Origin of the sequence: Citrobacter sp. CK198 (assembly GCF_030333295.1) — a bacterium.
In the GTDB taxonomy this organism is placed as follows: Bacteria; Pseudomonadota; Gammaproteobacteria; order Enterobacterales; family Enterobacteriaceae; genus Citrobacter_B; species Citrobacter_B koseri.
Window position 1 is genome coordinate 578,274 of sequence record NZ_JAOWGE010000030.1, and the last position, 20,198, is coordinate 598,471.

Consider the following 20,198-nt stretch of genomic DNA (forward strand, 5'->3'; position numbering starts at 1 on the left):
ATTGGCTTCGCCAAAGGGAGTTTTTACACGGCCACAGTAAAAGCTAACAGGAAGTGAAACCTTTTCATTTTTGCCACGCCATCAGACGAGATGGCAAAAATACAAAGAGTCTGGCAACGCGCGTCACCGATTTATAAAACAGCGTTTCTATTGAATCAAAAGATGGGGTCAAAATTGTGAGGCGGCCAGCACGTTGTCTGCTGGCTGCTGTTGGCGCGGGGAGTTAACGATAGTTTACAATCACCTGATTACGCTGCACTTTTAATGCGGGAATCAGTCGCCCGCCGCCCGGCACCTCCCACACGAAGCGCAACGGTTCAGCGGCAGGCACATTCGCGAACCCGTGGGTGGTTCCGCTCTGTCCGTCCAGCTCCACGCAACGGGACTGTGAACACAAACGCACCCGAAGCCCCGCCGGCGTCGGGCCATTCAGTTCATAGCGCCAGGCGACCAGCGTCATTAAACCGGACACCGGCTGGCCTGACGACAATGGAGCAGACGACGCCGACACCCCACGATGGTTCAGGGTAATGCCGATACTGCTGGCCTGCCATGCCCCTTCTCCGGCGGCCTGTACCGCCAGCGGAAATAACAATAAACCGAGTAACTTACGCATTATTTCCCTCCAATTGTCGCCGTCATACGGATGTTGCGATTATCAGAAAGCTCCATGTTCGACAACACCACCAGCTGCGGCAAACTCCGGCGTAAAAAGCGCGACAGCAGCGGGCGTAGCGCGTGGTTCACCAGCAGAACCGGCGGCGCGCCCAGCATTTCCTGACGGGACAGCGCCTCCTGAGTTTGCGCCAGCAAGCGATCGGCCAGCCCCGGTTCAAGGCCGCCACCGCCCTGTAACGCCTGCAACAGCAGGCGCTCCAGCGGAGTATCCAGCCCAATCACCTGCACTTCGTCATTGCCCGGGAACCACTGCTGCGTAATCGCCCTGCCCAGCGCCACACGCACCACGGCGGTTAATTCATGCGGATCGCTCTGCAACGGCGCATGTTCCGCCAGCGTTTCCAGAATTGTGCGCATATCACGGATCGGCACTTTTTCATCCAGCAGGTTCTGCAACACTTTATGCAGGGTCGTGAGCGTTACAACGCCAGGCACCAAATCTTCCGTCAGCTTTGGCATCTCTTGTGATACGCGATCCAGCAGTTGCTGCGCCTCCTGGCGACCAAACAACTCTGCGGCAAACTGACCAATCAAGTGGTTAAGATGCGTCGCCACGACGGTACTGGCTTCCACCACGGTGAAGCCCTGAATCTGCGCCTGCTCTTTCAGCGCGCTTTCGATCCAGATGGCGTCCAGGCCAAAAGCGGGATCAACCGTCTGTTCGCCCGGCAGCGTTCCCGCCGCCGTGCCAGGGTTAATCGCCAGCCAGCGCCCCGGATAGGCGTCGCCGCTGCCAATTTCTACCCCTTTCATCAGAATGCGATAGCGCGCTGGCTGTAAGTCCATATTGTCGCGAATGTGTACCACCGGCGGCAGGAAGCCCATATCCTGGGCAAACTTTTTACGAATACTGCGGATTCGCCCGAGCAGTTCGCCGTCCTGCTGGAAATCCACCATCGGGATCAGGCGGTAGCCCACCTCCATGCCCAGCGAATCTTCAAGTTGTACATCGTTCCAGGTGGCTTCAACTACTGAATTATTTTCCGGCATCTTGACGGCCTGCGGCTCTGCCGGTGGTTTTTGTTCACGCCCGCGCAGCCACCAGGCAAGGCCCAATAGCGCCGCCGTAAACATCAGGAACACCAGGTTTGGCATCCCCGGCACCAGACCAAGCAGGCCGAGAACCGATGCGCTGAGCAGCATCACGCTCGGGTTGCTGAACAGTTGCCCCACCATCTGTTCGCCCACATCCTGGTCGGTGCTCACGCGGGTGACGATAACGCCCGCCGCCGTAGAGATCACCAGCGCCGGGATTTGCGCCACCAGGCCGTCGCCGATCGTCAGCAGGGTGTAACTTTCCGCCGCGTGCCCCATGTCCATCCCGTGTTGCAGAACCCCCACCAGCAGGCCGCCCACGATGTTAATGACCATGATTAAGATACCGGCGATGGCATCCCCGCGCACAAACTTACTCGCACCGTCCATTGACCCGTAGAAATCCGCTTCCTGCGTCACTTCAGCACGACGTTTTTTCGCTTCATCTTCGCCAATCAGACCAGCGTTCAGGTCGGCGTCGATCGCCATCTGTTTACCGGGCATCCCGTCCAGCACAAAACGCGCGCCCACTTCCGCGATACGCCCGGCGCCCTTGGTGATAACCATAAAGTTGATGATGACGAGAATGACGAACACCACGATACCGATCGCAAAGTTGCCGCCGACCAGGAAGTGACCAAACGCCTCGACCACCTTCCCCGCCGCCGCTGCGCCGGTATGCCCTTCCATCAGGATGATACGGGTTGACGCCACGTTCAGCGCCAGGCGCAACAGCGTGGTGAAAAGCAATATTGTCGGGAATGCGGCAAATTCCAGCGTGCGCTGGGTGAACATCGCCACCAACAGCACCATGATCGACAGCGCGATATTAAAGGTGAACAGCAGGTCGAGGATGAAGGCGGGCAGCGGCAGCACCATCATCGACAAAATCAGCAGGATAAGGATCGGCCCGGCAAGAATTTGCCATTGCGTGGATTTCAGGTTGCTGGGCAGGCGCAGCATCGCGACCAGATTAGCCATCAGTATTCTTCTCGTTCATAAAATCCAGTGCTTCAGGCACAGGAAGATTTTCAGGTTGTGGAGGACGTTGTCCACCGGCAAGACGCCAGCGTTTGAGCTGCCATACCCATGCCAGCACTTCTGCCACTGCGGCATAGAGCTGGCCGGGGATTTGCTGACCAATTTCAGCATGCCGATACAAGGCGCGCGCCAGCGGGGGCGCTTCTAAGGTCGGCACCCGATGTTCCGCGCCGATTTCGCGAATGCGCAGCGCCACCAGTCCCGCGCCTTTGGCGACCACTTTTGGCGCACTCATTTTGTTTTCGTCGTACTGCAACGCAACCGAGTAATGCGTCGGGTTAGTCACGATGACATCCGCTTTGGGCACATCTTCCATCATGCGCCGCTGCGCAGCCGCACGCTGCATCTGGCGAATTTTCCCTTTGATGTGCGGATCGCCTTCACTCTCTTTAAATTCATCGCGAATATCTTTACGCGACATCCGCAGTTTCTTCAGGTGACTGAAGATCTGAAAGACGACGTCAAACGCCACCATCGGAATCACGCCCAGTACAACCAGAAGCGCGCACAGCCCGACTAAATCAAGCGCATTGCCCATCGCCGTAACCGGAGATTCCGCCATCAGGCGCATCATCTCCGGCCAGTGGTGCCAGAGATAAAACCCCGCCACGCTTCCCACCAGCGTCGATTTCAGGATTGCTTTCAGCAGTTCCGCGCCGGTCTGGGCGGAGAACATGCGTTTAATCCCCGATAGCGGATTCAGTTTTGAAAATTTGGGTTGCAGTGATTTACCGCTGAAAATCAGGCCGCCGAGCATGACCGGCGAGATCAGCGCGACCAGCACAACGCCGGTGATGAGCGGCAGCAACGCAATCATCGCCTCTTTAATCAGCAAAATAATCTGCCCGAGGATCAAATTGGGGTCGTTCACCATGCTGTGATCGAAACGCAGCCCAGCCGACAACATCCCCGCCAGGCGACGCGCCAGCGACTCACCGCCGATCCAGATAATGCAAACGCCCACCAGCAAAATCAGCAGTGAGGTCAACTCCTTCGATCGGGGGACTTGCCCTTCCTCCCGCGCTTTTTCAAGTCGGTGGGGTGTGGGGGCTTCTGTTTTGTCGTCGTCGCTCTCTTCTGCCACTGCATACGCCTGCTGCCATTACGTTGCATCGATCATGCCAGAACACGCCGCAGTCAATAGGCGGAATAGCCCCCATAACGCCCTCTTTTTGTCTTGTTTGTCAGCAAGCGGATTTTCTCTGCCGGTCAGGCGTCTTATTTTCGGAATAAGGGAAGTGGGATCACATTTCATTGACATAAAATACAATGAGCATTTATATAAACCTGTATTACGGAGGTTAATTTCGCTTTCTGTCATCAAGATTAAAGAAGTCTTTAAAATATATTACCTGGTTTTCATTTCTTCAATTTATCTTTTCACCAGAGAAAAAATACTTTATTACAATATTTATGCACAGAAAGCAGGCGACACTGACGGTATAATAGCCTTCATTGATTCACAGAATATATTTTAAATTCACACATATAGATATAATTTAATATTGACCCCGTTTTCTATTTGCAATAAATTCATCCCATCTGAGACTGAACAATTTCATATCATGGATATCACCGTTAAGGAACTACAGTTATGAACGCAAGAGGACATATTATATCAGGCGCACTGCTGGCACTGGCGTCAACGGGAACCTTCGCCGCCGAACTGAATGCCGGTACGATTCACTTCACAGGACAAATTATCGAACCCAGTTGTGAGATTCAGGGCGATGATGGAACGAACAGCACCGTGCCATTAGGTACTTACCCCACCTCGCTTTTTTCCACTCCAGGAACTGAATCAACGCTTGCCCCCTTTTCCATTGTATTAGTGGATTGCCCACTTAAAAGCGATGGTCTGCCCGCCGTTCAGTTAACGTTTAACGGGACAACCGCCCTGACAGGTTCTTCGACATTACTGGATGTCAGTAAAATCACTACCGCCGGAGATACGGCGGCAACAGGGGTCGGTATTGCCGTTAGCCCGGAAAATAAAGACACGCAACTCATTACAATGGATGGTGGAGAAGGACAGGTGTTTATCGAATTACCCACTCTGACGGGCGACTCTGTTCAGGCGAATTTCAATGCCCGTTATAAATCATTCGCGCAAACCGTCACTGCGGGCCCGGCCGATGCGGACATGACCGTAAATATACTTTATCGTTAATAACCTGACTTTACTCATTGATAAAATCCATAGCATCTTCTGGCATTAACAGATTTATTTCAGGAAGGCGAATCTGATAATAGTCCGAAAATGGACCCGGACTATTATCTCCCCCGCTTTTATATGTCCACTTAATATAAGTTAAGGTTATGCGTACTGTATCTCAGGTTTTATTATGCCTCCCTGTAATATTAACATCATTTAGCCATGCCGCTGGAATTCAGGTTGGCCGCACGCGCATTATTTATGACGCAGGGAAAAAAGAGGTCGCCCTTCCGCTGGTCAATAAAGAGAAGGAACTGCCGTGGCTGATCCAGTCATGGTCCGATACCGGCGACGGTAAAACGCGTGGGCCTTTTATTGTCACGCCGCCACTGTTCCGTCTTGACCCGCAGAAAGAACAAAGCCTGCGTATTGCCTGGAATGGAACCGCGCTTCCCACAGACCGGGAATCCCTGTTCTACATGAATGTGCGCACAATTCCCGGTACAGCCAAAGAAGACGATGATAAAAACGTGTTGCGTCTGATTTACAAAACGCGTCTGAAATTGTTCTGGCGTCCGAAGGGCTTGCAAGGTACGCCCACCGAGACCTGCAAGAACCTGCATTTTGTTCGTCGCGGCGAAATGTTAACGGTGGTCAATGAAGGCGCGTTTCACAGCATCTTTGACAGTCTGCTGCTCGGCAACACCAGACTTGAGAAAGCCGATATGGTCACTCCCAGGTCCAGCGTGCAAATCCCGGTGCCGAAAAGCGCCTCGGGAAACACCGTTAGCTGGCGTTGCATTACGGATTACGGCAACGCCTCTGACAAATATACTGTCACTCTGGCTCGGGATTAAACCACCTTATGGCTTTTGGCCCACCTCTTTTACGTCAGCGTCTCACCCCACTGGTGCGTTGCCTTGGCGGTATGTTGCTGGTCTCTTCCTGTGTCGCGAACGCGCGCGAGTATCGCTTTTCGCCTTCTGCGCTGGAGGGGAATATGCTGACGCAGCAGGATATCGATCTTTCCTTATTTTCTAAATCCAGTGCGCAATTGCCCGGCGTCTACGCTTCCCGGGTCATGATTAACGATGTGCGCCTGGATGATGCGGATATCACCTACCTCGGCACGCCTGGCGGCGAACTGACGCCGCAGCTCACGCCGGATATGCTAAGAAAATGGGGCGTGGCGGTCGATAAATATCCTGAATTAGCCGCACTCAATGCGGCGAAGCCACTGCCTGAACCGTTGAGCGCGTATATCCCGCAGGCGCTGGCAACGCTTGATTTCTCCGTTATGACGCTGCGCCTTAGCATCCCGCAGGCCGCCATTGCCGGCACGGGTAAAGGCTATATTGATCCGTCACGCTGGGATGACGGCGTCCCCGTCGCCTTTGTCGACTACGCCTTTTCCGGTTCACAAAACCAGGACGACACGCAAAACAACACCACTAACCAGTACCTGAATATGCGCAGCGGCACCAATATCGGCGGCTGGCGGCTGCGCAATTACGCCACCTGGAGCGACACTGACGGCAGCCATCACTGGGAAACCATCAACACCTATTTGCAGCACGATATTGACGCCCTGAAAGCGCAGTTTACCGGGGGAGAAAGCAACACCCGGGGCGACGTTTTTGACAGTCTGCAATACCGTGGCGTCAATATCGCCTCTGATGAAGAGATGCTGCCTTACAGCCAGCGCGGTTACGCGCCGGTGATTCGCGGCATCGCCAGCTCCAACGCCGAAGTGTCGGTACGTCAGAACGGTTATCTCATCTATCAGCAAAACGTCGCGCCCGGCGCATTTGAAATTAACGACCTTTATTCCACGACCAACAGCGGCGATCTGGAAGTCACGGTAAAAGAGGCCGATGGCACAGAGCGCCACTTTACCCAGCCTTATTCCAGCGTCGCCGTGATGCAGCGTCCTGGGCATATGAAATATGAAGTTACTGCGGGTCGCTATCGCGCAGACAGCGGGAGCGAACAAAATGAACCGGACTTCGTGCAGGGTAGCCTCATTTATGGCCTGAACAATAGCGTCACGCTGTTCGGCGGCGTGACTGCCGCGCCGGATTATCAGGCGATGAACAGCGGAGCTGGCCTCTCCCTTGGCATCGTCGGGTCGCTTTCCGCCGATGTGACGCTGGCGAAAACCCGGCTTGATGATGACACTCAGCACACCGGCCAGTCTTATCGCCTGCTCTACTCAGGGAAAATTGATACCACGGAGACAAACTTTACGCTGGCCAGCTACCGCTACTCTACCCGTGGTTATTACAGTTTCGCCGACGCGAATCAAAAGTACGACGATCATGAAGATGATCTGCTGTTTCGCTTTAACAAACGCAACCGGATTCAGGCCAGCATAAGCCAGAACGTGTCCGGCGCCAGCCTTTACCTGAACGGTTATCAGCAGGATTACTGGGGCACCGCCTACAAAGAGCGCAGTATTTCGGCGGGCCTGAATACCACGATTAAAAATATCAGCGTCCACCTTGCTTATACCTACAGCAAAAGCAACGGCGAAGAGAGCGACCAGATGATCGCCTTCGGCTTCAGCGTGCCGTTAAGTCAGTGGCTACCGGGGGCCTGGAGCAGCTATAACATCAGCAATAACAAGCATGGCTACACCCAGCAAAATATCGGGTTAAACGGTACTCTGCTGGACGATGAACGCCTGAATTACGCCTTCCAGCAGAGCCATTCCAACCATGACGGCGCAGACACCAGCAGCGTATACGGTAGCTATCGCTCACAATACGCCAACCTCAATGCGGGTTACTACACCTCCTCTGACGATACGCAGCGCTTGAGTTACGGCGTCAGCGGTGCGATTGTCGCCCATCCACACGGCGTCACGCTGGCTCAGCCTTTAGGCAGTCAGTTTGCTATCGTCAACGCCAACGGCGCATCGGGCGTACGCTTCCAAAACCAGCGCGGCATTCAGACTGACTGGCAAGGCAACGCCATCATCCCGTCATTAAGCCCCTATCAGGAAAACCGGATTCGCGTCGACACCAGCAGTCTGCCGGAGGACGTTGATACCAGTGAAACCGCCGTGACGGTGATTCCTTCGCGCAATGCCGCCGTTTCCGCCGCTTTTGATGCGCATGTCGGTTATCGCACGCTCATAAAATTAACCCGCCCGAATGGCATGACGGTGCCTTTTGGCGCGATGGCGACGGTCGACGCCCTCGCCATCAGCGGCATCGTGGATGATACGGGCACGCTCTACCTGGCCGGGGTCGCCGACGACGTTCAGTTAAGCGTCAAATGGGGAAATTCACAGGATCAACAATGCACAGCCCACATCACGCTGAATAGCGAACACCACGCGGTCAGCCCGACCGGCATCCATTACCTCAGCGCGACTTGTCAGCAGGAACCGCAAAATGTTAAGTAAAATGGGAAAATACGCACGTCTTTCATTGTCCGCAGCAGGTCTTTGCCTGATGGCGTCCGCAACAGCCCAGGCCGCGACCATTCTGCGTGACTGCTTTACCGCGCCACAGTATTACAGCGTCACGTTCAGCAACGAAATCAACGCAAACGACAACACGGCCAACAATATTGTTAAATTTGATGAGCATATTGTCGGGAACGGCGTTGAAATGGAGGCAAACTGCACATGCCCTGGCAATGTGTTTGAATCAACGGCAATAATGGAATTGACGCTGGCCGGAAGCCCGCTTAATGCCGGTATCGCCGGGTACGGTTATCTGACTGAAAACATAGATATTGATGTTGCAGGTTATAGCGATGCCGTTAATTCTCTGGACGGTACCGGCCTGATTCAGATCAGCATTAACCAGTATCCGACGCCGGTGTCGTCGATGGGGAAAGTGATCGAGTCAATGAAACCCACCGAAGGTTCCGCCAGCGTCTGTAGCGACAGCACCCATCCTGGCGCGCCCGCCCCCGCGAAGCGAACGTTCAGATGGAATGTTATCGCCGCCACGTTTTATATCAAAAAGCCCATTCTCGGTATCGAAGTCATTCCCCCAACGATACTCGTGCAAAACTACGCCTGTCTCTATTTTGACTCAGGAAGCTGCGACGCTGGCAGCGCACAGCACGTATCAAATATCTGGCTGAGTGGCTCACTCTCTGCCCCGCTGAGCTGTACGATTAATGCCGGAAGCACCATTGAGGTTGATCTGGGGAAAATTGTGAGTAAACAGTTTGTCACCAGGGGTCAGCCTCCCGAAGGCTACGCCCTGAAAAACGTTGATATCTCTTACCACTGCGACGGCAACGCCGTGGGAAATACCGACAGAATCAAGCTAACGCTCAGCGCCGACCAGGGGGTTGTAGACAGCAGCGATCCCCTGATAGCCAAAATGCTCGGCAGAGACGACCTGGGAGTGAGAATCTTTAGTGAGGACAACCAAAATGTTGCGCTGGACGGCACCTTTGAATTTCCGGTGACGATGGATGAGCAAGGTAACGGCGCGGTACGCATCAAAGCCGCACCGGTGAGCACGACCAGCGCAACGCCAGCGCCCGGCGAATTTGAGGGCAATGTGACGGTAAAAATGGATCTGCGCTAAACGTTCCTCAGGTTGTCGGCACAACCTGAGGATACCTTACCGCATCAGAACCCGAGACTATCCAGCAGGTCATCCACCTGATCCTGGCTGGCGACAACGCCGGCTTTGGTGGTGTCGACCTGTGGGCCATTGAGCAGGCTTTCATTCTCGCGTTTCGGACGTGAATTTTGCTCAGGGATGTTTTCCAGCAATACCATCAGCAGCTGACGCTCAATCTCCTGGATCACATCCATCATGCGCTTGATAACCTGACCGGTGAGATCCTGGAAATCCTGCGCCATCATGATGTCCAGCAGTTGCGCATTGGTGAAGCTGGTATGCCCCGGCACATCACCGAGGAATTTACGCGTATCCGTAACCAGTTCGCGGGCGTCGGCGAGTTCAATCGGGTTTTCGAACCACTCATCCCAGCGTTTGGTCAGCGCTTTTGCGCCCTTCTCCATTTCATCCTGGTGTGGCTGAGAGGCTTCAACGCTGTTCAGCGCACGTTCCGCCGCCTGCGCCGTCATCTGTACAACATAGTCCAGACGATCGCGCGCGTCAGGAATCGCTTCCGCCGCTTCTGCTATCGCCTGATCCAGCCCCAGTTCACGCAGGCTGTCACGCAGCATTCGGGTCAGACTGCCGATGCGCGCAATGATGTCCCCTGCTGAATGCTCATCAACAGGTTTAATTTGTGGTTGCATCATACTCAGACCCTCACATGCCCAGTTTCTCAAAGATTTTGTTGAGTTTCTCTTCCAGCGTCGCCGCAGTGAACGGTTTCACCACATAGCCGCTGGCGCCCGCCTGCGCAGCCGCGATAATGTTCTCTTTCTTCGCTTCTGCGGTCACCATCAGCACCGGCAATGACGCCATTGCGCCATCAGCGCGAATCGTTTTCAGCAGTTCCAGACCGTCCATGTTGGGCATGTTCCAGTCAGAAATTACGAAGTCAAAGCCGCTTGCCTGCAATTTGTTCAGTGCGTCAACGCCATCTTCGGCCTCTTCGACGTTATTGAAACCCAGCTCTTTTAGCAGGTTGCGCACGATGCGACGCATGGTGGAAAAGTCATCCACAACCAGAAATCTGAGCTCTTTGTCCGCCATAAAAAAATACTCCTCGTTAAATACGTATTGCCTGTCCGGCACTGATTTTCGCCAGCATCTGCTGGCTTACCTGGCTAAGATCGACCACTTCGCTCACGCCACCCATATTGATGGCCTCGCGCGGCATGCCGAACACCACACAACTTGCTTCGTTTTGCGCGATAGTCCAGGCGCCAGCCTGGTGCATCGCTAACATTCCGGCCGCGCCATCGTTGCCCATGCCGGTAAGGATGACCCCTACCGCATTGCGCCCCGCATGTTTTGCGACCGAATGAAACAGCACATCCACTGACGGGCGATGGCGGTTAACCGGCGGCCCGTCATGAATTTTGATTTGATAGTTCGCCCCGCTGCGCGTCAGCTCCATATGCTTGTCGCCGGGGGCGATGTAGGCATGGCCTGGCAGCACGCGTTCGCCGTCTTCCGCCTCTTTCACGCTAATCTGGCAGAGCTTATTTAACCGCTCGGCAAACGAACGGGTAAAACCGGGCGGCATATGCTGGGTGATGATCACCGCCGGACTGGAAAGCGGCAGCGGTTGCAGCACATGACGTATGGCTTCGGTTCCCCCCGTCGAGGCGCCAATCGCGATCAGTTTTTCAGAACTGAGCAGCGGCCCCGCTTTTAGCGTCACAGGCGCAGCCATTGGCTTATGCGCCGCCAGGCGAGCGCGTGACGCGGTGCGGACTTTCTCTGCGATCATCTCGCTGTACGCCAGCATCCCCTCGCGAATGCCCAACTGGGGCTTGGTGACAAAATCAATCGCCCCCAGTTCCAGCGCGCGCAGCGTCACCTCTGAACCTTTCCCGGTCAGAGAGGAGACCATAACCACTGGCATCGGACGCAGACGCATCAGTTTCTCAAGGAAATCGAGACCGTCCATGCGCGGCATTTCCACATCCAGCGTCAGCACATCGGGGTTATATTTTTTGATTAAATCCCTGGCAACCAGCGGATCGGGCGCCGTCGCCACCATTTCCATATCGCTATGGCTGTTAATAATTTCGGTCATGATTTGGCGCATCAGCGCTGAATCGTCAACCGACAACACCCTGATTTTACTCATGCTTTGTCCTTACTTAGCGCATACACCGTCTGTCCGCGCAGGCTAAAGTCGCGCACGAGGTTGCTAAAGTTTTCTGAGTGACCCGCAAACAGCAGTCCGTCAGGCTTAAGGAGTGGAACAAAACGACGCAGAATGTCCTGCTGCGTTGTTTTATCAAAATAGATCATGACGTTACGGCAAAATATCGCGTCGAATGGCCCGGGAACGTTGTACTGTTTATCCAGCAGGTTGAGGGTGGAAAACTCAACGTAATTAGCCAGTTCCTGTCGCACGCGCACCAGCCCTTCATGCGGGCCTGTACCGCGCATGAAATAACGCTGCAACTGTTGTGGCGACAGCGTTTTCAACTCGTCCTGACGGTAAATCCCGCTTCTCGCCTTTTCCAGCACTTCGGTGTCGATATCGCTGGCGAAAACTTTCCAGCGCCCCGGCGCCATCCCTAAGGCATCCGCCAGCGTAATGGCGATGCTGTAGGGTTCCTCTCCGGTAGAGGCCGCCGCGCTCCACACACGGTATTCCCCGTTGCGGCGACGCGCGTGATCCGCCAGTACCGGGAAGTGATGCGCTTCACGGAAGAAGGCCGTCAGGTTAGTGGTCAATGAGTTAATAAAAGCCTGCCACTCAGCGCTGTTCTGGTTGGCTTCCAGCATGCTGAGATAACGGCCGAAATCATCCAGCCCCAGCGTTCTCAGGCGACGGACCAGGCGGTTGTAAACCATATCCCGCTTGTGGTCCGCCAGCACGATTCCCGCGCGCTGGTAGATTAATTGACATATCCGACGAAAATGCGCGTCAGACAGCGCGAGGCGCTGTGTCATCTGTAACAATAATGACGTTTGCCCGGTGGGCAGCGATGATGTCATAGCGCCTTCTCAATCACATTCAGGATACAACGGGTACCGCTTGCGGCGGCGCCGACTCTTGTTGTGTTACGACTTGCTCTTCAAGCTTAAATACCGCGACACGGGCAGAGAGATGGTCTGCCTGGTTCGCTAACTGATCGGTGGCGGCGGCGGCTTCTTCGACAAGCGCGGCGTTTTGTTGCGTCACCTGATCCATCTGGCTGACGGCTTGCGCCACCTGCTCAATTCCTCTGCGCTGTTCATCGGAGGCCGAGGCGATTTCGCCCATAATGTCGTTCACCTGGGTTACCGAACTGACGATCTCCGTCATGGTATTCGCGGCGGTGTCCACCAGTTGCGATCCCTGATGCACACGGTTTACGGACTCCTCAATCAATCCTTTAATCTCTTTGGCCGCCTGTGCGCTACGGCTCGCCAGGTTACGCACTTCGCCTGCGACAACGGCAAAACCGCGCCCCTGCTCACCGGCCCGCGCCGCTTCGACCGCCGCATTCAGCGCCAGAATATTGGTCTGAAACGCAATGCTGTCGATAACGCCGATGATGTCGCCAATTTTCTGCGAACTGGCGGCAATATCCTGCATTGTGCTGGCCATACGCGAAGCCTGGTCGCCGCCTTTTTTCGCGGTATCCGCCGCGCTTTTCGCCAGACCGGAGGCCTGACGGGCGTTATCGGCGTTCTGCCCGACCGTTGCCGTTAGCTGCTCCATACTGGCTGCGGTTTGCGCCAGCGACGCCGCCTGCTGTTCGGTACGCGACGACAGATCGTTATTGCCCATCGCGATTTCCGAAATGCCAGTATGCATCGCTAAACTGCCCTGCCGCACGTCGCTGACCGTTTCGCGCAGCGCCTGCTGCATGGCCTTCAGGCTGGCGAAAATAGCGGAAATCTCGTTGCGCCCATACACGGCGATCGGCCGCGCCAGGTTTCCGTCCGCAATGCTGTCAAAATGGCTGCCGATAATCGCCAACGGCTGAACAATCATTTTGCGTGACCAGAACAGCGCCCCGGTGGTTAACAACGCTGCGACGATCACCATCGTGATAAAAATGATCGCCGAGCGGTGATAATTGTCTTTTCCCTGTTCGCTGGCCGTCTCCAGAACATGGTTGATATTCTGCTGCCAGGTAGTGACGTTGGCGTCAAAGGCGTCCTGCGATGCCTGTACCGGCGCGGTCAGAAAATCCGACAGCTGGTTGCTTTCAAGCCAGGTGGCCTGATGCTCCAGATCGCTATACCACTGCGTATAACTTTTTTCCGTGGCGGCCTGTAACGCTTTCCCCTCTTCCGTACTCGCCTCTGTCGCCATAAAACCTTTAAACACAACGCCGGACTGCGCCAGGCTTTCCCGGGCGGTGATCATCAGCTGTTTGATATCCTCGGGTGGATAGCTCAGCGCGGTTAACGTTCCGGCTTTATTCAGCGCGGTACTGGCCTGTAATAAAACGGCGCGTGTTTGCGCCAATGCTGCGCGTTGCTGATTACTCTGCTCGACCTGGTTCAGACTCTGAAAACCATCGCGAAATGCCCAAAATGACAAGCCATTACTGCCAATCTGCAAAACACCGCAGAGGATCAAGATTAAAAACAGCGTGGTCGAGATTCGAATACGATTAAACATCAACGCTCCCATTAGGCGGCAAAGGCCACGATTAAAAGACGATCAAAATGTTTCCCAGTGAGTATCTTGTTCAGTTGCAAGCTGGCGCGGTTGCGCTGTACGCGACGCCGCTGTGGTTGTATTCAGGTCTGTTTTTACGGTTAATGGACGAGATGCCAGACGAAACGCGGATACCGCCATCGTTAAACGGCTGGCCTGCTCTTCCAGCGCGGCCGCTGCGGCCGCCGACTCCTGCACCAGCGAGGCGTTCTGCTGCGTGACGCGATCCATCTCAGAGACGGCCAGCGCCACCTGATCGATCCCGCGGCTTTGCTCATCGGAAGCCGACGAGATTTCACCCATGATGTCCGTCACGCGGGTTACGGCGTTGACAATGTCTCTCATCGTTTCACCGGCGCTTTCCACCAGCACGGAGCCGGTATCCACCCGCGAAACGGAATCTTCAATGAGCGCTTTGATCTCTTTCGCCGCCTGCGCGCTGCGGCTTGCCAGGTTACGCACTTCCCCTGCCACCACCGCAAACCCGCGCCCTTGCTCCCCGGCGCGCGCGGCTTCAACCGCAGCGTTCAGCGCCAGAATATTGGTCTGGAATGCAATGCCGTCGATAACGCTGATGATGTCGGCGATCTTCTTCGAGCTGTCGGCAATTTCATGCATGGTGTTGACCACGCCATCCACCACTTTCCCGCCGTGTTGCGCGGTGTCGGAGGCGCTTTGCGCCAGGTGCGACGCCTGACGGGCGTTGTCGGCGTTCTGTTTCACCGTCGCGGTGAGCTGTTCCATGCTGGCAGCCGTTTCTTCCAGCGCCGACGCCTGCTGCTCGGTGCAGGAGGAAAGATCGGTGTTGCCCGTAGCGATTTCGCTGGTGCCGGAATAGATGGCGTCAGACCCTTCACGTACCTGAGTCACCGTCTCTATCAGCGAACGCTGCATATGATCAACGGTTCCCGCCAGTTCGCCGATCTCATTGCGCCCGGAGACGGTCAGCGTATTGGTCAGGTTGCCGCTGGCGATGTCACGAATATGGGCAATCACTCGCGCCAGCGGATTCAGCAAGGTATGACGAATGCCGTACCACACCACAACCAGAATCAGCACCAGGACAACCGCCAGAATACCCAATTGCCACTGGGCAAAATGGTAGTCACGCGCGCTCTCATCAAACGCCTTGCTGTACAGTTTTTCGCTCACGCCAGCGTATTTGCCCAGCGCTTCGCCAAGTGCGTTCTGCATCCCCTGGGTTGGCTGCGCGAAGTAGGCATCCATGTTGCCGTTTTCGAGGAACTGAACCAGTTCCGCCAGCGCCGCATGGTATTGCTGGTATTTTTCATCCACATTGCCGCTGGCTTCCGCCATCTCCGGCAGCGGATTGATATTTTTGAAGTTGGCATAATGCGTTGCCGCCTGCTCCAGCGTGCTTTTGGCGTTTTTCAGCAGGTCGTTTTTCGCGCTGCTCTGCTGATTAGAGGCATCCATCATCATGCGGGCCGAAGAACGGCTCAGGTTAATACGCGTTTGCAGCATGAGATCCCATGTCGAGGTCAGTTCGCTCTGCTGCTGGCGTAAATCATTTGAAATAACAAAACTTTGCTGGTTCTGCTGTAATGACGAAAACAACAGACCACCGGAAACAAGCTGTAGCAGTGCGAAAACCCCCAGCACCATCATCAGCATTGTGACAACGCGGATACGGTTAAACATAAGGCACCTTCCTGAAAACGAGTTATCAACGTTATCGGCACCAGAGAAGAGAACTTTACATTTGCGAAAAGGAAATAGAAGCAGGAAGCGCGATTGGCGGATCGCGGCTGGCGGTTTTGGGGCGGCAACCAGACATTGACAGAAAAACATCATTATTATCATTATATTAACATTCATCACCTTCCTGGACAGTTTGCATTTTGCCGACAAAAACGATTCTTATGTGACTCTGATCACATAAGCACAGCCGTCAGAACACAACAAAATGAATAAATAATAAAAAATAGTTGTATCCCCCTGCGCTTTAATTCAATTTATATGATGAATATTTCAGTGCGACTCAATAAATAAAACAAAAGCGTTACTGACAACAACATGTTAAATCCAGCCAGAGGGCTTTTCAGTGGCAAGTGCAAACAAACTCACGTTATTTATCGTGATCTTCATGCTGGCAGGCATCCTGTCAGGCGCGGTGATTCACTCTTACGCGTCACAGGAGGCGATCGCCGCCTGGTCCGATAACATCACGCTCCTCACCGATATTTTCTTACGGCTCATTAAAATGGTGATTGCCCCGCTGGTTTTCAGCACGCTAACCGTGGGCATCATGCGTCTGGGCGAAACCGCCACTATCGGCCGCGTTGGCGGTAAATCGATGGTCTGGTTTATCAGTTCTTCCGTGTTGTCCATTCTGGTGGGGCTGTTTATCGTGACGATTGAGCATCCGGGCAGCGGTCTGAATCTGGCAATTCCGGCAGAATCGGTCGACACCGGGCTTGCAGTGGGCGGCATGAGCTTAAAAGGATTCCTGTCGCACACCATTCCGACCAGCATTGCCGGGGCGATGGCCAATAATGAAATTTTGCAGATCGTCGTGTTTTCCATGTTCTTCGGTATTGGCGGCGCGTCGCTTGGCGAGAAATTCAACGCGCCGCTGGTCGCCGCCCTGGATGTGGTTTCACATATTATGCTGAAAGTGACCGGCTACGTGATGTACGTTGCGCCGCTGGCCATTTTTGCCGCGATCTCCTCGGTGATCGCCACCCAGGGGTTGGGGATTCTGCTTAACTACGCGTCGTTTATCGGCGGCTACTATGTGGCGATCCTGCTGACCTGCCTGGTGCTGTTGGCCGTGGGCTATATGGTGCTGAAAAAAGAGGTGTTCCGGTTAGTCAGCATGTTGAAAGATCCGGTGCTGGTCGCCTTTACTACCAGCAGCTCTGAAGCCGCTTACCCGAAAACGCTGGAACAACTGACGAAGTTTGGCTGCTCACGTAACATCGTGTCGTTTGTGCTGCCTATTGGTTACTCCTTTAACCTCGTCGGCTCAATGGTGTACTGCTCTTTCGCGTCGATGTTTATCGCGCAGGCTTATAATATTCATCTCTCTTTTGCGGAAATTACGGTGCTGATGCTGACGCTGATGCTGGCGTCAAAAGGAATTGCAGGCGTACCGCGTTCTGCGCTGGTGGTGCTGGCCGCCACGATTCCGAGCTTCAATATTCCAGTGGCGGGCATTTTGTTGCTGATGGGGATTGACCATTTTCTTGATATGGGACGTTCCGCCATTAACGTGTTAGGAAACGGCATTGCTACCGCGATGCTGGCGCAGAATGAAGGTTTGCTGGAAGAGGACGCGGAAGAACGCGTTCCGCAGCAGTTAGTGGGGTAATGTATTTGCCGGATGGCGGTGTAAACACCTTATCCGGCCTACATACAGTGATGAGTCATGTGTAAGCCGGATAAGCGAAGCGTCATCCGGCACAAACAGAGAGCGCCTCACCCGTAGGCCGGATAAGCAAAGCGCCATCCGGCACAGGCAGTCAACGGTTATGCAACGTGGGAAGCGGCGATATCAAGCAGCGCCATCTCATCGCTGTTCAGCAGTTTCTCAATGTTCACCAGGATCAACATACGTTCGCCAAGCGCGCCCAGACCGGTCAGATATTCCGTAGACAGGGTAACGGCAAACTCCGGCGCCGGGCGAATTTGCTCCGCCGTCAGCGACAGCACGTCAGACACGCCGTCCACCACAATCCCTACCACGCGTTGTCCCAGATTCAACACGATGACCACCGTGTTATCGTTATACTCAACGTCGCCCTGGCAAAACTTCACGCGCAGATCGACAATCGGCACAATCACGCCGCGCAGGTTCGTCACCCCTTTAATAAAAGAAGGCGTGTTGGCGATGCGCGTGACCTGATCGTAGCCACGGATCTCCTGCACTTTCAGGATGTCGATACCGTACTCTTCATCTCCCAGTGTAAATACCAGGAATTCCTGACCTGACGGCTCGCCGGCCAGTTTGGTTACATTACTCATACCGGTCATATAATTACCTTTCTCACTCAATCAGGCGGCTGTGATCGCCATACGTTGTTCACGGTTTAAACCCTGCAATGCGGAGACATCAACGATCAGCGCCACGCTGCCGTCGCCCAGAATCGTCGCCGCAGAAATGCCAGGCACCTTGCGATAGTTGCTTTCCAGGTTTTTCACTACCACCTGGTGCTGTCCAATAAGCTGATCAACCAGCAGTGCGTAACGGCGACCGCCGCTTTGCAGGATCACCACAATGCCCTGCGTGGCTTCAGTTTTGGCGCCAACGACATCAAAGACTTTCCACAGTTCCACCAGCGGCAGATACTCGCCGCGCACTTCCAGTACGCGCTCGCCTCCGGCCAGCGGGTGCAGATCGTCTTCACGCGGTTGCAGCGATTCCATTACCGCATTCAGCGGCAGAATGAACACTTCGCCCGCCACGCGGACGGACATCCCGTCCAGAATAGCCAGCGTCAGCGGCAGCAGAATGCGAATGGTGGTGCCCGTCCCCTGCTTCGACTGGATTTCAACGTGGCCGCCCATCTCCTGGATGTTACGTTTCACCACGTCCATGCCCACGCCGCGACCGGAAACATCCGTCACCTGCTCGGCGGTGGAGAAGCCCGGTGCAAAAATCAACATGCCCACTTCTTCATCGGTCATGTTTTCGTTGACCGCCATCCCCTGAGAGACAGCTTTCGCCAGAATGCGCTCGCGATTCAGCCCCGCGCCGTCATCGGTCACTTCAATGCAGATATTGCCGCCCTGGTGTTCAGCGGAGAGGATCAGATTACCGATCGCATTCTTCCCGGCTTCAAGGCGTGTTTCCGGCATCTCGATACCGTGATCGAGGCTGTTGCGCACCAGGTGGGTTAATGGGTCGATAATGCGTTCAATCAGACTTTTATCCAGTTCCGTCGAGCTGCCGACGAGGGTCAGTTCAACCTGTTTGCCCAGTTTCCCCGCCAGGTCGCGCACCAGACGCGGGAAGCGGCTGAAGACGTACTCCATCGGCATCATACGAATCGACATCACCGACTCTTGCAGATCGCGGGCGTTACGTTGTAACTGACCCATGCTGGTGATGAGATCGCCATGATTAACCGGGTCCAGTTCATTAGAACGCTGGGCCAGCATTGACTGAGTAATCACCAGTTCGCCGACCAGGTTGATCAACTGGTCTACTTTCTCAACCGCCACGCGAATACTGGTCGACTCTCGCTCACGGGCCGGCTTTTCACGCTCGGCGCGCCCGGACTGCGGTTCGCTGGCGGCGGCTTTGGCAACAGGTACCACTGCGGTCGGTTGCGGCGTTGTTGCCACGGCAACAGGCTCTTCGACCTGCGCGACCGGGGCTGAGGAGACCGTCTCAAAGGCTATCTGATCGGCTTCAATCACAAAGCAGAGCACCGCAATGATGTCATCTTCCGCAATCGTGCCGTCGAGGGTCGCGGACAGCGAATCCTCGCCTTTCACCACATCCGTTAAGGTGGCCAGGTTGCCCAACTCTTCTTCAAGCAGATCGACTTCATTGGCTTTCAGGCGCGAAAGAACCACGCGCAGTTTGCTCTCTTCCGCGCTGTTTTCCTGTGCGACTGCCTCTTCCTGTATCGCCGTACCGTCGACGACGCTCAGTTTGGCAGCGTTAACCACCGCCGGAGCGGTTTCCCCTTTCGCCTCGAGCGCTAACTGACGTAACGCGTTGCAGATATATTCGAAGCTTGCGGCATCCGGCTCTTCCGAGCTTTTATAGGCGTCGAGCTGTTCCTGCATAATATCTTTCGTTTCCAAAAACAGGTTGATAATGTCGGTATTGAGCTGCATCTCACCGCGCCGGGCTTCATCCAGCAGGTTTTCCATCAAGTGGGTTGTTTCCTGCAAAACGGTAAAGCCGAAAGTACCTGCACCGCCTTTAATGGAGTGCGCCGCACGAAAAATGGCATTCAGTTGCTCAGAGTCCGGGGCTTCAGGCGCCAAATCAAGCAGGTGCTGCTCCATGTCAGCCAACAGCTCGTCAGCTTCATCAAAAAATGTCTGATAAAAATCGCTAATATCCATGCTCACGCTA

16 protein-coding genes are annotated in these 20,198 nt (G+C 54.7%); 5 read left to right on the plus strand and 11 right to left on the minus strand.

Features of this window, described 5'->3' with window-relative positions:
• Nucleotides 1-223: 223 nt before the first annotated feature.
• From flhE to flhB, 3 genes are read right to left on the minus strand one after another with little or no spacing between them, the layout of a single operon-like run.
• On the minus strand, nt 224-616 hold the full coding sequence (gene flhE / locus OGY62_RS11755) for a flagellar protein FlhE (protein ID WP_104868534.1): 393 nt from the start codon (nt 614-616) through the stop codon (nt 224-226).
• Nucleotides 616-2,694 (minus strand): flagellar biosynthesis protein FlhA, encoded by a 2,079-nt coding sequence (gene flhA / locus OGY62_RS11760; RefSeq protein WP_012131976.1) that lies wholly within the window; start codon nt 2,692-2,694, stop codon nt 616-618. Before flhA ends, flhE begins: the two co-directional genes overlap by 1 nt.
• Complete coding sequence (flhB, locus tag OGY62_RS11765; protein WP_012131975.1) at nt 2,687-3,838, minus strand: flagellar biosynthesis protein FlhB; 1,152 nt, start codon at nt 3,836-3,838, stop codon at nt 2,687-2,689. Before flhB ends, flhA begins: the two co-directional genes overlap by 8 nt.
• A gap of 510 nt (nt 3,839-4,348) precedes the next feature.
• Here flhB and OGY62_RS11770 point away from each other — a divergent pair.
• The 4 genes from OGY62_RS11770 to OGY62_RS11785 all read left to right on the plus strand — a co-directional run bounded on the left by OGY62_RS11770 (nt 4,349) and on the right by OGY62_RS11785 (nt 9,465).
• Nucleotides 4,349-4,924: a fimbrial protein gene (locus OGY62_RS11770; RefSeq protein WP_012131973.1), complete on the plus strand. Its 576-nt coding sequence runs from the start codon at nt 4,349-4,351 to the stop codon at nt 4,922-4,924.
• Nucleotides 4,925-5,073: 149 nt separating this feature from the next.
• Nucleotides 5,074-5,766 (plus strand): fimbrial biogenesis chaperone, encoded by a 693-nt coding sequence (locus tag OGY62_RS11775; RefSeq protein WP_012131972.1) that lies wholly within the window; start codon nt 5,074-5,076, stop codon nt 5,764-5,766.
• Between the two features lie 8 nt (nt 5,767-5,774).
• A complete protein-coding gene (locus OGY62_RS11780; protein ID WP_233619284.1) occupies nt 5,775-8,318 on the plus strand; it encodes a fimbria/pilus outer membrane usher protein in 2,544 nt (847 codons plus the stop codon).
• Nucleotides 8,308-9,465, plus strand: coding sequence for a fimbrial protein (locus OGY62_RS11785; RefSeq protein WP_219936939.1), 1,158 nt, complete (start codon nt 8,308-8,310; stop codon nt 9,463-9,465). Before OGY62_RS11780 ends, OGY62_RS11785 begins: the two co-directional genes overlap by 11 nt.
• A 44-nt stretch (nt 9,466-9,509) precedes the next feature.
• Here OGY62_RS11785 and cheZ read toward each other — a convergent pair whose 3' ends face one another.
• Genes cheZ through tar form a run of 6 tightly spaced genes read right to left on the minus strand, consistent with a single transcriptional unit; the run spans nt 9,510 to nt 15,805 of the window.
• Nucleotides 9,510-10,154: a protein phosphatase CheZ gene (gene cheZ / locus OGY62_RS11790; RefSeq protein ID WP_012131968.1), complete on the minus strand. Its 645-nt coding sequence runs from the start codon at nt 10,152-10,154 to the stop codon at nt 9,510-9,512.
• 10 nt (nt 10,155-10,164) lie between these two features.
• Nucleotides 10,165-10,554 (minus strand): chemotaxis response regulator CheY, encoded by a 390-nt coding sequence (gene cheY / locus OGY62_RS11795; RefSeq protein WP_012131967.1) that lies wholly within the window; start codon nt 10,552-10,554, stop codon nt 10,165-10,167.
• A 16-nt stretch (nt 10,555-10,570) separates the two neighbouring features.
• Nucleotides 10,571-11,620, minus strand: a complete 1,050-nt coding sequence (gene cheB / locus OGY62_RS11800; RefSeq protein ID WP_012131966.1) for a protein-glutamate methylesterase/protein glutamine deamidase — start codon at nt 11,618-11,620, stop codon at nt 10,571-10,573.
• Nucleotides 11,617-12,483 carry a protein-glutamate O-methyltransferase CheR gene (cheR, locus tag OGY62_RS11805; protein ID WP_047463139.1) on the minus strand — a complete coding sequence of 289 codons (867 nt, stop codon included), beginning with the start codon at nt 12,481-12,483 and terminating at the stop codon, nt 11,617-11,619. The genes cheB and cheR overlap by 4 nt, the downstream gene beginning before the upstream one ends.
• A gap of 19 nt (nt 12,484-12,502) precedes the next feature.
• Nucleotides 12,503-14,104, minus strand: coding sequence for a methyl-accepting chemotaxis protein IV (gene tap / locus OGY62_RS11810; protein ID WP_115625625.1), 1,602 nt, complete (start codon nt 14,102-14,104; stop codon nt 12,503-12,505).
• Nucleotides 14,105-14,146: 42 nt separating this feature from the next.
• Entirely contained in the window at nt 14,147-15,805 is a 1,659-nt protein-coding gene (tar, locus tag OGY62_RS11815; RefSeq protein ID WP_286459933.1) for a methyl-accepting chemotaxis protein II, read from the minus strand.
• Between the two features lie 403 nt (nt 15,806-16,208).
• On the opposite strand from tar, the gene OGY62_RS11820 reads away from it, so the two are divergent.
• Nucleotides 16,209-17,477, plus strand: a complete 1,269-nt coding sequence (locus tag OGY62_RS11820; protein WP_286459935.1) for a dicarboxylate/amino acid:cation symporter — start codon at nt 16,209-16,211, stop codon at nt 17,475-17,477.
• Nucleotides 17,478-17,635: 158 nt separating this feature from the next.
• Here the strand turns inward: OGY62_RS11820 and cheW are convergent, their stop codons facing one another.
• On the minus strand, nt 17,636-18,139 hold the full coding sequence (gene cheW, locus OGY62_RS11825; protein WP_024130249.1) for a chemotaxis protein CheW: 504 nt from the start codon (nt 18,137-18,139) through the stop codon (nt 17,636-17,638).
• Nucleotides 18,140-18,160: 21 nt separating this feature from the next.
• Nucleotides 18,161-20,194, minus strand: coding sequence for a chemotaxis protein CheA (gene cheA / locus OGY62_RS11830; RefSeq protein ID WP_047463131.1), 2,034 nt, complete (start codon nt 20,192-20,194; stop codon nt 18,161-18,163).
• Between the last annotated feature and the right edge of the window lie 4 nt (nt 20,195-20,198).

Coding starts and splice junctions, on each gene's coding strand:
- flhE (WP_104868534.1), bottom strand. CDS start 616: ATGCGTAAGTTACTCGGTTTATTGTTATTTCCGCTGGCGGTACAGGCC.
- flhA (WP_012131976.1), bottom strand. CDS start 2,694: ATGGCTAATCTGGTCGCGATGCTGCGCCTGCCCAGCAACCTGAAATCC.
- OGY62_RS11770 (WP_012131973.1), top strand. CDS start 4,349: ATGAACGCAAGAGGACATATTATATCAGGCGCACTGCTGGCACTGGCG.
- OGY62_RS11775 (WP_012131972.1), top strand. CDS start 5,074: ATGCGTACTGTATCTCAGGTTTTATTATGCCTCCCTGTAATATTAACA.
- OGY62_RS11780 (WP_233619284.1), top strand. CDS start 5,775: ATGGCTTTTGGCCCACCTCTTTTACGTCAGCGTCTCACCCCACTGGTG.
- OGY62_RS11785 (WP_219936939.1), top strand. CDS start 8,308: ATGTTAAGTAAAATGGGAAAATACGCACGTCTTTCATTGTCCGCAGCA.
- cheZ (WP_012131968.1), bottom strand. CDS start 10,154: ATGATGCAACCACAAATTAAACCTGTTGATGAGCATTCAGCAGGGGAC.
- cheY (WP_012131967.1), bottom strand. CDS start 10,554: ATGGCGGACAAAGAGCTCAGATTTCTGGTTGTGGATGACTTTTCCACC.
- cheB (WP_012131966.1), bottom strand. CDS start 11,620: ATGAGTAAAATCAGGGTGTTGTCGGTTGACGATTCAGCGCTGATGCGC.
- cheR (WP_047463139.1), bottom strand. CDS start 12,483: ATGACATCATCGCTGCCCACCGGGCAAACGTCATTATTGTTACAGATG.
- tap (WP_115625625.1), bottom strand. CDS start 14,104: ATGTTTAATCGTATTCGAATCTCGACCACGCTGTTTTTAATCTTGATC.
- tar (WP_286459933.1), bottom strand. CDS start 15,805: ATGTTTAACCGTATCCGCGTTGTCACAATGCTGATGATGGTGCTGGGG.
- cheW (WP_024130249.1), bottom strand. CDS start 18,139: ATGACCGGTATGAGTAATGTAACCAAACTGGCCGGCGAGCCGTCAGGT.